This window comes from Prevotella pallens ATCC 700821 (assembly GCF_000220255.1).
GTDB classification, from domain to species: domain Bacteria; phylum Bacteroidota; class Bacteroidia; order Bacteroidales; family Bacteroidaceae; genus Prevotella; species Prevotella pallens.
The window spans coordinates 1,272,683-1,284,446 of sequence record NZ_GL982513.1; the positions used below are offsets into that span (position 1 = coordinate 1,272,683).

8 protein-coding genes and 1 pseudogene are annotated in these 11,764 nt (G+C 36.5%); 8 read left to right on the forward strand and 1 reads right to left on the reverse strand.

Annotated elements, in window-relative coordinates; translation table 11 throughout:
* Positions 1 to 328: 328 nt before the first annotated feature.
* The 8 genes and pseudogenes from HMPREF9144_RS14065 to galK all read left to right on the forward strand — a co-directional run.
* Positions 329 to 1,056: pseudogene (locus HMPREF9144_RS14065) on the forward strand (DUF6444 domain-containing protein); the annotation flags it as partial.
* Positions 1,057 to 1,747: 691 nt separating this feature from the next.
* The gene (locus tag HMPREF9144_RS04870; protein WP_006044779.1) at positions 1,748 to 3,370 is read left to right on the forward strand and encodes an ABC-F family ATP-binding cassette domain-containing protein; all 1,623 of its coding nucleotides are present in this window, start codon (positions 1,748 to 1,750) and stop codon (positions 3,368 to 3,370) included.
* 83 nt (positions 3,371 to 3,453) lie between these two features.
* The gene (locus HMPREF9144_RS04875; protein ID WP_006044780.1) at positions 3,454 to 4,017 is read left to right on the forward strand and encodes a nucleotide exchange factor GrpE; all 564 of its coding nucleotides are present in this window, start codon (positions 3,454 to 3,456) and stop codon (positions 4,015 to 4,017) included.
* A gap of 69 nt (positions 4,018 to 4,086) precedes the next feature.
* The gene (gene dnaJ / locus HMPREF9144_RS04880) at positions 4,087 to 5,244 is read left to right on the forward strand and encodes a molecular chaperone DnaJ (protein WP_006044781.1); all 1,158 of its coding nucleotides are present in this window, start codon (positions 4,087 to 4,089) and stop codon (positions 5,242 to 5,244) included.
* A 26-nt stretch (positions 5,245 to 5,270) separates the two neighbouring features.
* A complete protein-coding gene (locus HMPREF9144_RS04885) occupies positions 5,271 to 6,554 on the forward strand; it encodes a bifunctional folylpolyglutamate synthase/dihydrofolate synthase (RefSeq protein WP_006044782.1) in 1,284 nt (427 codons plus the stop codon).
* 155 nt (positions 6,555 to 6,709) lie between these two features.
* Positions 6,710 to 7,801 (forward strand): aldose epimerase family protein, encoded by a 1,092-nt coding sequence (locus HMPREF9144_RS04890; RefSeq protein ID WP_006044783.1) that lies wholly within the window; start codon positions 6,710 to 6,712, stop codon positions 7,799 to 7,801.
* 46 nt (positions 7,802 to 7,847) lie between these two features.
* Positions 7,848 to 9,131, forward strand: coding sequence for an MFS transporter (locus HMPREF9144_RS04895; RefSeq protein ID WP_006044784.1), 1,284 nt, complete (start codon positions 7,848 to 7,850; stop codon positions 9,129 to 9,131).
* Positions 9,132 to 9,219: 88 nt separating this feature from the next.
* Entirely contained in the window at positions 9,220 to 10,380 is a 1,161-nt protein-coding gene (galK, locus tag HMPREF9144_RS04900; RefSeq protein WP_006044785.1) for a galactokinase, read from the forward strand.
* A gap of 858 nt (positions 10,381 to 11,238) precedes the next feature.
* Here the strand turns inward: galK and HMPREF9144_RS04905 are convergent.
* A complete protein-coding gene (locus HMPREF9144_RS04905) occupies positions 11,239 to 11,748 on the reverse strand; it encodes a hypothetical protein (protein ID WP_006044787.1) in 510 nt (169 codons plus the stop codon).
* Positions 11,749 to 11,764: the final 16 nt, after the last annotated feature.

Consider the following 11,764-nt stretch of genomic DNA (forward strand, 5'->3'; position numbering starts at 1 on the left):
TTTTTTCTTCTCAATATAGTTAAAATAAATACCTTAGCTTATTATTTTAAACTTTAAAAGCTCATAGAATAGCGAATATTACGTATATGAAATATAAGTCCTTATTGGTATAAGACAACAACCAGTTTAGTTTTAATTAAAATGTAGATGATTTTTAGTAACTATTCAGCGGTATCGAGCAGTCAGTATTCTCTCCTCTAAAATCTTCGTATAAAGGTTATAAAAATACCCATCTTTCTTGCATATTTCAGATTTTCTTTGCACCTTTATACCTATAAAATAGCAAGTTACGGACATATCAAAAGTATTACAAGGCATGACGGAAGAGATGCGATTATTGCGTGCAACTGTCAATCAGCAGTATGCTGAGATTGTCAAATTGAACCGTAACATAAATACTCTGAACCTTGAAGTTCGTAAGAAAGATACGGAACTTATAAACTAACGGAACGCTTAGCTAAGTATGAAAATCCTGATAAAAACTCTAATAACAGCAGCACTCCGCCAAGCAAGGAGCGTATAAATGATGAGGTTATCAGAAGAACAAGAAGCCTCCGTAAGCCAAGTGGTAAGAAGCCGGGAGGACAAAAGGGGCATGATGAGCATAAGTTATCTTGCTCTTCCATACCTGACGAGATAATTGATGAGGTACCCAACTATTGTATTCGTTGCGGAGAATCTTTATCAGATGCAGAACGTGTGCTTGATTATGTGACGTAGGTTATTTCCATTCCAGAGTTGAAGCCCGTAATCAAGGAAATTCTATTAGAGTTGAACACTGAGCAAGAGTGGTCTGGGAAAGTAACCAATTAGTTCCGTGAAGCCATTCACGAGCGGAATACCAATCCGAACGACGTTATAGACAAGGTGTCATGGACCCGACGTTTAGACAATCTGCTCAAACAGAATATAGAGGAGCTTGGTAAAAAGTTTATTACGTTCAGAAAAGGCTTAGTCAAATGCAGAGATTACATTTTCAATTTCCTCGAAAATCCGATGATACCATTTGACAATAATGGAAGCGAAAGGGGAATACGCAAGCTAAAAATCAAACTGATTATCAGTTAAGAAAGAAGCCATAGGTGTTTATAAACATTGGTTAAATATAGTCTCTCTTGTTTTAGATATCTGTAACGCTCGTTTTAGATATCTGTCAGTTGTGTTTTAGATATCTGTCAGTTGTATTTTAGATATCATAATGTTTTCTCTTGATTTGGCCAGGCAATTTTTTATTATATTAGCAACTTTCTATAAATACTTTCGTGTTATGCCTGCTGTATTAGTTATACACAAGTTTAAAATCTATGCTAGAATAATAGACACTTTATAGAACCAAAATAGTGCGATGCATAAGTGGCAAAAAACTTATAATCACAGAAGGTAAAAATATATTCGAATATATCGTATAGAAATGGTAATGTGGTAACCATTCAATACACGCAACTATCATGTACAATAAATTAAGGTTAAACTATGTATCAGTAAAAAATCTTTAGGATATAAGCTCTGTAGCCAAGACTTAAGCGGACAATAACTGCGGAAAAATACTATGATAGATGTTAAATTTGGGTTGATATCCTTTTGAGATATAGTAAAATAATGAGTAGTTCTGACTATTATAAACGTATATATAATAGGTGATGTGTTATTCTTTACTTATGACACGACATAGATTGTAGTTCTTGCAAGTATCACATTATTATTGTACCTTTGCGCTCAAATAAGAAAAAAGGATTTTAAACAAACAATGATTACACTTTCAAACATTGCCGTTCAATTCGGAAAAAGAGTTCTGTATAAGGACGTTAATATTAAATTTACTCCAGGAAATATCTATGGCGTTATCGGAGCAAATGGAGCAGGAAAATCAACATTGCTTCGTGCCATCTCTGGCGATTTAGAACCAACCAAAGGAACTATCACATTAGGAACAGGAGAACGCTTGTCGGTATTGGAACAGGACCACTTTAAATACGATGAATTTAAGGTAATGGACACTGTGCTTATGGGGCACGAACCACTTTGGAAGAATATGAAAGAGCGTGAAGAACTTTACGCTAAACCAGAAATGACCGAAGAAGACGGAAACCGTGCTGCCGATTTGGAACTAAAGTTTGCCGAAATGAATGGTTGGGAAGCTGAAAGCGAAGCTGCCCAATTATTACAACATTTAGGAGTGAAAGAAGATGCACACCAAAAAAAAGTAGGCGACTTGTCAAACACAGAAAAAGTGCGTGTAATGTTGGCAAAGGCACTCTTCGGAAAGCCCGACAACCTTTTGCTCGATGAGCCTACCAACGACCTCGACCTTGAAACAGTAGAGTGGTTGGAAGATTATCTCGGCGAAATAGAAGAAACACAAACAGTACTTGTTGTATCGCACGACCGTCACTTCCTTGACGCCGTAAGTACACAAACTATAGATATCGACTTCGGTAAAGTTACAGTGTTTGCTGGTAACTACTCGTTCTGGTACGAAAGCTCTCAATTAGCTTTACGTCAAGCACAAAACCAAAAAATGAAAGCCGAAGAAAAGAAACAGCAGTTAGAAGAATTTATCCGTCGTTTCTCTGCCAATGTGGCAAAAAGCAAGCAAACAACTTCACGTAAGAAGATGCTTGAGAAACTAAATGTAGAGGAAATTCGCCCATCAAGTCGTAAATATCCTGGAATTATCTTCCAAATGGAGCGCGAACCAGGTAATCAAATCTTAGAAGTTCAAGATTTGAAGGCTGTTGATGAAAATGGGACAATATTATTTGACCATATTAATTTTAATGTAGAGAAAGAACAGAAAATAGTATTTTTGTCTCGTAACCCTAAAGCAATGACAGCTTTATTCGATATCATTAATGGTGAACGCGAAGCACAAGCAGGTACCTACAACTGGGGTGTAACTATTACAACAGCTTACTTACCACTGGACAATACCAAATATTTTAATTGTGATTTAAATCTTGTTGATTGGCTTTCGCAATATGGTCCAGGCAACGAGGTAGTAATGAAAGGTTTCCTTGGCCGTATGTTGTTTAAACAAGAAGAGGTTGAAAAGAAAGTTAATGTACTTTCTGGAGGCGAGAAAATGCGTTGTATGATTGCAAGAATGCAGCTGCAAAATGCAAACTGCCTAATACTTGATACTCCTACAAACCACCTCGATTTGGAAAGCATTCAGGCATTCAATAATAATCTTGTAGGCTTTAAAGGTAATATTCTCTTTAGCTCTCACGACCACGAATTTATAGGAACTGTTGCTAATCGTATCATCGAATTAACTCCAAACGGTACAATTGACAAGCTTATGAGCTACGATGAATACATTCACGACGAGCAAATTAAGGAACAGAAAGCTAAAATGTATCAGGTTTAAGACTATTATCAGATAGAATAGCACAGCAGATTCTTATTATGTTGGCACACTATTTGTATCTCTAAAACAAAAGATTTATTATTATGAGCAAAAAGAATAAGAAAATAAGAATAGAGGACGAGGCTCCCGAATTACAGAACGAAACGTCTACTATGGAAGAGGCATCGCCTGAAATAGATAATGAGGAAGTGGCAGAATCAGAATCTACACAGGAAAGTGATAAAACAGAAGCTAACGAGTGGAAAGATAAGTATATACGTCTGTATGCAGAGTTTGAGAACTATAAGAAACGAACACTGAAAGAGAAAACAGAACTTATACTTAATGGCAGCGAAAAAACTGTTACAGCAGTTCTTCCTATTCTCGATGATTTTGAGCGTGCACTTGCCGATAAAACTGAAGATTCGACTGCAATTAAAGAAGGTTTCGAGCTCATTTATAAGAAGTTTTTGAAAGTCTTAGAAAACATTGGTGTAAAGAAGATTGATACCGATGGTAAAGATTTCAATGTGGATTATCATGAAGCAATAGCAATGGTACCAGGAATGGGCGATGATAAGAAAGGTAAGATAATAGATTGTGTGCAATCTGGTTATACCTTAAACGATAAGGTTATACGGCATGCAAAAGTAGCAGTTGGTCAATAAAAACTATAGACTGAGTAATCTAGGCTCTTGAATATTTACAAGAGCCTTTCGTTTTATGATAAATACAAGATGACAAAAAGAGACTATTATGAAGTTCTGAGCGTTGCAAAAGACGCATCGGGCGATGAAATAAAGAAGGCTTATAGGAAACTTGCTATTAAATATCACCCTGATAGGAATCCAGATGATGCTAATGCTGAAGAGAAATTTAAAGAGGCAGCAGAAGCATATAGTGTTTTAAGTGATCCACAGAAGCGACAACAATACGATCAGTTTGGATTCGATGGACCTAATATGGGAGGTGGTAATCCGTTTGGTGGTAGTGGTTTCTCAATGGACGACATCTTCTCTATGTTTGGTGATGTGTTCGGGGGACACGGAAGCGGAGGTTTCGGTGGATTTGGTGGTGGAGGTCATCAAACACCAAAATATAGAGGCTCTGATTTACGTTTGAAAGTTAAGCTCTCTTTGCAAGAGATTGCCACAGGTGTTACTAAGAAATTTAAGGTACGTAAAGACGTAGCCTGTGAACACTGTCACGGAACTGGTGCAGAAAATGGAAGTGGAACAGAAACCTGTCCAAACTGTCACGGTAGTGGTATGGAAATTCGTACCCAACAAAGCATATTTGGTATGGTGCAAACACAAACAACTTGCCATGTATGCGGTGGAGAAGGCACTATTATAAAGAATAAGTGTACACATTGTCATGGTGATGGCGTTGTAAAAGGCGAAGACGTTGTTGAGATTAATATTCCAGCAGGTGTTGCCGAAGGAATGGTAGTGAATGTACCTGGTAAGGGTAATGCAGGTAAACATAATGGTATAGCGGGTAACATACAAGTTTATATCGAAGAAGAGGACAACGATACTTTTATTCGCGATGGACAAAATGTTATCTACAATTTATTGCTCGATTTCCCAACAGCTGTCTTAGGTGGTCAAGCTGAGATTCCTACGATAGATGGTAGTTCTGTAAAAATAAAGATAGAGGAAGGTACACAACCCGGTAAAACTCTTCGTTTAAGAGGTAAAGGACTTCCTGCAGTGCAAGGTTACGGTAACGGAATAGGAGACCTTATTGTTCAAATAAGTGTTTATGTGCCTAAAACGTTATCGAAATCAGAGCGCAAAGCCATTGAAGATTTTAAAGAAAGCGATAACTTCAAAGGAGACGCTCATACGAAACGCTCAATATTTGATAACTTCAAGAAACTATTCAGCTAAAATTTAAAGACTGAAAAGTAATAGAAATGACTTACGAAGAAACAACAGAATACTTGTATAATAGCACCCCTGTTTTTGAACATGTGGGTGCTTCTGCTTATAAAGAAGGTTTATCAACAACTCTCGCATTAGACGAGTACTTTGGAAATCCACATCAAAATTTCCGTTCTATTCATATTGCAGGAAGTAATGGTAAGGGTTCATGTTCACATACATTGGCAGCAATATTGCAAGCTGATGGTTATAAAGTTGGACTTTACACAAGTCCTCACCTTGTTGATTTTAGAGAACGCATAAGAATAAATGGCAAGATGATTTCAGAAGAATATGTGATTGATTTTGTTGAAAGTCATCGCAAGTTCTTTGAACCATTGCATCCATCGTTCTTTGAACTGACTACTGCAATGGCTTTTAAATACTTTGCAGAACAGAAAGTAGACTTTGCTATTATAGAAGTAGGATTAGGTGGTCGTTTAGATTGTACTAATATTATTAATCCGCTACTTTCAATTATTACCAATATTTCGCTTGACCACACTCAATTTTTGGGCGATACATTACCAAAGATTGCATACGAAAAAGCTGGGATTATAAAGCAGAATACTCCAGTCGTAATTGGTGAAGCAACGCCCGATACTCGTGTCGTTTTTGAAGCAAAGGCACAAAAGATGGATGCTATGATAGTATTTGCCGAAGATTTTCCTATGGTATTATCGGCAACTGCTAATCCGAAGGGAGGTCGCACTTATCAAACACGCTTGTTTGGTACAATTGAAGGTGAATTGGGTGGAGTTTATCAAGAAAAGAATACCAACACACTGCTAACGGCTGTGATGCAACTTTACAATAATCAGATAATTAGAAATATTGACAGCATTGCAAAAGGTTTCTCAAATGTGTGTGAAGCAACAGGTTTAATGGGTAGATGGCAACAAATACAAGAAAATCCTATTGTTATTTGTGATACAGGACATAATGAAGCAGGTTGGAAAGACTTATCACTACAACTTAAAAATCAGAAATGCCTCAATCTACGCATAGTTTTTGGAATGGTAGACGATAAAGATATAGAGTCTGTGATGAAGCTTTTGCCAGTAGATGCTCATTATTACTGGACACAACCCAGTACGAAGCGTGCTTTTGCTGTAGAAAAAATTGCAGAAGTTGGTGAGCGATATGGACTTAAAGGTAAAGCCTTTACTAATGTTGAAGAAGCTTATAAGCAAGCATTAAGCGAGTCAGACGAAGACGACTTTATATTTGTTGGAGGCTCAAGTTATGTTGTTGCTGACCTTTTAAGTAAATTCTAGTAATAATATACTCCAGTTAAAGGCAAGATTAAAGAGTTCTTGCCTTTAATTGTTTTTAACACACGATAAAACTCCTTTTACTTTGAAATAGTTTGTGGTTATCGGTTATTTTTGTTTCCTTTGCAATATAGACATGTAACTAAAATCAGAAAATCATGGTAAATACCGAAGCGACAAATTATGTGTGTGGTCTGAGACACGAAGATTTCCAGACTATAATAGATGGTAAGAGAACAGATCTTTATATACTTAAGAATGCAAAAGGTAACGAAATAGCCTTCACTAATTATGGTGGTGCGATTGTTGCCATTATGGTTCCAGATAGAGATGGAAATTTGGCAAACATCATACAAGGGCATGATAATATTCACGATGTTATCAATTCGCCAGAACCTTATCTTTCAACACTCATTGGTCGCTATAGCAATCGTATTGCTAAAGGACATTTCCAATTGGACGGAAAAGAATACAATATAGCCATTAATAATGGTCCTAATTCATTGCATGGAGGTAAAAAAGGATTTAACACCAAAGTTTGGGACGCTGTTCAGATAAATGAACATGCCGTTGTACTGAAATATACATCGCCATACGGGGAAGAAGGCTTTACTGGCGAAGTTGAAGTGTGGGTTGCATATTCTTTTACCGATGATGACGAACTGATTATAAAGTATTCTGCAAAAACCAATAAGAAGACAATAATAAATCTTACCAATCATGGATTCTTTTCTTTGGCAGGTATAGCTAATCCGACTCCAACTATTGAGGACTTAGAATGCCAAATCAATGCCGATTTCTATATTCCCATTGATGAAACATCTATTCCAACAGGTGAAGTCTTAAAAGTAGCTGGGACACCATTCGATTTTCGGCAACCTAAATTAGTTGGTCAGGATATTGATGCAGAACATGAACAAATAAAGATAGGTGGAGGCTATGACCACTGCTTCGTGCTGAATAAAAAAGAAGAAGGAGAACTGTCGTTTGCAGCGCGAATTAAAGATCCTAAAAGTGGCAGAATAATGGAAGTATTTACAACCGAACCGGGACTCCAGGTATATACAGATAATGGTGCTAATGGATATAAAGGGCAACATGGAGCAACTTTCCCACGTCGTAGTGCTATCTGTTTTGAAGCACAACACTTTCCTGATAGTCCTAATCGCCCTTACTTCCCTTCTGTTATTTTGGAGCCATGTAGGGAATATAAGCAAAAAACTATCTATAAATTCGGTGTAGAGAAATAAAAGCAAGATATATAAGATTGATTAATAAAACGGAAATATATAAACAATGGAAAATCAAACTAAGAAACGGGGAGCATTGGTGGCAATTATTACTATGGTATTTCTATTTGCTATGATCGCCTTCGTAACAACTATGGCAGCGCCATTTGGAATTATTTGGAAGGAACATTATGAATGGGCAGGCATGATGGGTAACATGATGAACTTTGTTGCTTATTTTTTTATGGGTATTCCTGCTAGTATGATGATTACAAGATATGGATATAAAAAAACTGCTCTTTCGGCTTTAGCATTAGGGCTTATTGGTATTGGTATACAGTTAATATCAAGCAAAATGGACGGAAATTCTCTCAATACATATATTATTTACCTTCTCGGTGCATTTGTTTGTGGTCTCTGTGTATGTATCCTCAATACTGTTGTAAACCCAATGCTGAATCTTCTTGGTGGAGGAGGAAATCGCGGTAACCAACTTATACAAACAGGAGGTTCATTAAACTCTCTTGCAGCGACATTGACTCCAATTCTCACTGGTTCTATGATAGGTCAAATAACAAAGCAAACATCACTAAAAGTTGTTACACCTTTACTGCTTATTGCGTTGGCAATTTTTGCTTTCTCGTTCTGTATAGTTTGGTTTACGAAGCTTACAGAACCAGAAACAGAAAAGTCTGATGTTTTAGGTGGTATTAAAGGAGCATTAGGTTATCGTCAATTGAAACTAGGTATCATTGCAATATTCTTCTATGTAGGAATTGAAGTAGGTATTCCTAGCAAACTCATGTTTTATCTAAGTGAGCCTATTTCAAAAGGTGGCATACTTGGAAGTGCTGCTGTAGGTGGTCTTATTTCAGGTTTTTACTGGTTGTTAATGCTTGTAGGACGTTTTGTTAGTGCCTTTATCAGTGGTAAAGTGTCGTCTCGCATACAGCTTACCACTACATCAATTGTTGCAATTTCATTACTGCTTGTTGCTATATTTATGCCCGAAACAAGTAAAATGAATCTTATAATTCCCGATATTACTCATTGGAAGCTAATTGGTGCAGAAGTTCCCACTAATGTAGTATTCATAGTTCTATGCGGTCTATGTACTTCCGTTATGTGGGGTGTTATATACAATCTTGCAACCGAAGGTCTTGGTAAATATACAGCAGCTGCCTCTGGCTTGTTTATGACTATGGTTTTTGGTGGTGGCGTAATGCCATTAATTCAAGATTTAATAGCAACTAAAATTGGCGATATCAATAGCTATTGGTTAGTTGTAGCTATGCTTTCGTATTTGCTTTTCTATGCTTTAGTTGGTTCACGGCAATCAAAAAACAATTAAACGATATATTATTTTAATGGCAGGCATTCAGCTTGCCATTTTTTTATGCTGAAAATATCACTTAAATAACACTTTAAATAAAACAAATATGGATATAGAAATTGTTAGAAGCCGTTTCATAAAACATTTTGATGGTAAAACAGGAAGCATCTATTTTGCTCCAGGACGTATAAATCTTATAGGAGAACATACTGATTATAATGGTGGATTTGTTTTTCCAGGTGCTGTGGATAAAGGTATTATGGCTGAAGTTCGCCCTAACGGAACTGATACTATCATGCTTTATTCAATAGATCTCAAGGATCGTGTAGAGTTTAAGGTTAATGATACTGAAGGACCACGACCAACTTGGGCACGCTATATTTATGGTATTGTTCAAGAAATGAAGAAACTGAATGTAGATATAAAAGGTTTCAATGCAGCATTTTATGGCGATGTTCCACTTGGCTCTGGTATGTCGTCAAGCGCAGCACTCGAAAGTTGTTTTGCTTTTGCAATGAACGATCTTTTCGGCGACAATAAGGTTTCAAAATGGGATATGGTGCTTGCTGGACAAGCTACAGAGCATAAATATATAGGTGTTAATTGTGGCATTATGGACCAATTTGCTAGTGTCTTCGGAGAGGAAGGAAAGTTAATGCGATTAGATTGTCGTAGCCGTGAGTTCAAATACTTCCCATTTAATCCTAAAGGCTATAAACTGATTCTAGTAAATTCGAAGGTAAAACACGAATTAGCAGGAAGTCCTTATAACGATCGTCGTAAAAGTTGCGAAAATGTTGTAAAACAAATAGCTTCCAAATATCCAGAAACTAAATTTGAAACCTTAAGAGACTGTACTTTGGAGCAATTGGATAGCGTGAAAGCAGAAGTCAGCGAAGAAGACTACAAACGTGCTCATTTTGTTCTTGGCGAGAAAGATCGTGTGCTTTCAGTGTGTAATGCGCTTGAGAAAGGAGATTACGAAACAGTGGGCAAGAAAATGTTTGAGACCCATAATGGTTTAAGTAAGGAATATGAAGTTTCGTGTGAAGAACTTGATTTCCTTAATAACATTGCACGTGAAGATGGTGTAACAGGAAGTAGAATTATGGGAGGTGGCTTCGGCGGGTGTACCATTAACCTTGTGAAAGAGGATGTTTATAACAAATTTGTAACTGATGTTAAGACCAAGTTTGCAGCTAAATATGGACACGCACCAGAAATCTATTCGGTTATTGTAGGCAAAGGTGCACACAAAGTGTGCTAATATAAGTTGCAAAACACATTTATATTCGTACGAAATACTTAAGCACAATATTTAAAGTTAGATATGCGTCTAAAGTGAGAGATTACTAACTGCGCCCCTTCTTACTGGACATCGACAACGTTTAGAGTATGGGAGTTATTTGACTATACTATCGAGAATCTATTTTATTGGTCGTTAGAATATGTATAGATTTTGTTTGATAATTAAGTATATTGCCAGTCTTATTTCTGATGGTAGTGAGCAACGTCAAAGAAGATAAGACAGGAAATATGCCAACAGGCAAATGAACGATGAATAGGGAGCGATGGAAATAATCTAAAATAATTGATAAGCGGTTTAGCAACAAATTTTGGGGGAGATAGTGTTCGAGAAACACGACAATACGAGTGTGCAATAATTTTCTCACAATATTCTTTTCCTTCTCATATACATATCCGCATCTTTTTATAAGCATAGGCGTTATTTCTTAAGGCTAAGTGTTGTTTTATTTACGTGTAAGTAGAGTTTTACTTACACGTAAATAAAGTTCTACTTACACGTAAGTAAAACTTTACTTACGTGTAAATAATAATGTTTAATCACTATCTTACTGATATGGAAGGCTCATATAAATGGCAACGAAGACGCGAGTAAATTACGGTAAAGCAATGTGTTGATGTAGATTATACGACAGAGATGGTACAAAATGTGTGGAAACAATGAAGGTTAAGAAATACGTAGATTTTTTAAGTAGGTATTATCTTTTTGTGGTATGCTTGTGTTGTAGTTTCTATGCTTTGCACATTTGGTATGGAGAAAGCAATGTTTGTCTGTTAAAAAAGCAAGCATACAAAATAGGTTTAGTTGTATGCTTGCTGTTCAATGTTTATGATCTTTAATCATATCGGCATTAAGATGACTTACCGATATCTGCATACTGCCTTTATTAAAGGTTAGTCGATACATTCCGCCTTGTTTATCTTTTCTGTTGTAGGTATAGTTATCTTTATTTATTTTCCAACATGTATCTTGCTTTGCTGCTTGTTCTATACTTTCGTAGAACGTCTGTGATGGAGCTGTTGTGAAGTTTAATAAGGCAGAATAGTTCCCACTTGTTACAGTTTCTTCGTCAAGTGCAATACTCACAGAATCTGGAACTATTGGTTGCTGTTCCACTATTTTATATTTTGGAAAGTCCAGATTTGTAATGCTCGATAAATTAATATTTAACGTAGTATCGTTTGCATTTGGCGTAAACACTGAAGCTGCAACAGTATCTTTTGGGTTAGGGGGAGGAGCTATTCGCTTATTGCACGAAACTATATATACACTGCTTGCTAAGAGTATATAAACTGCTCCCTCTCCAAGTAAATTAATGCATTTATTCATAATGCCTTTGCGTGTT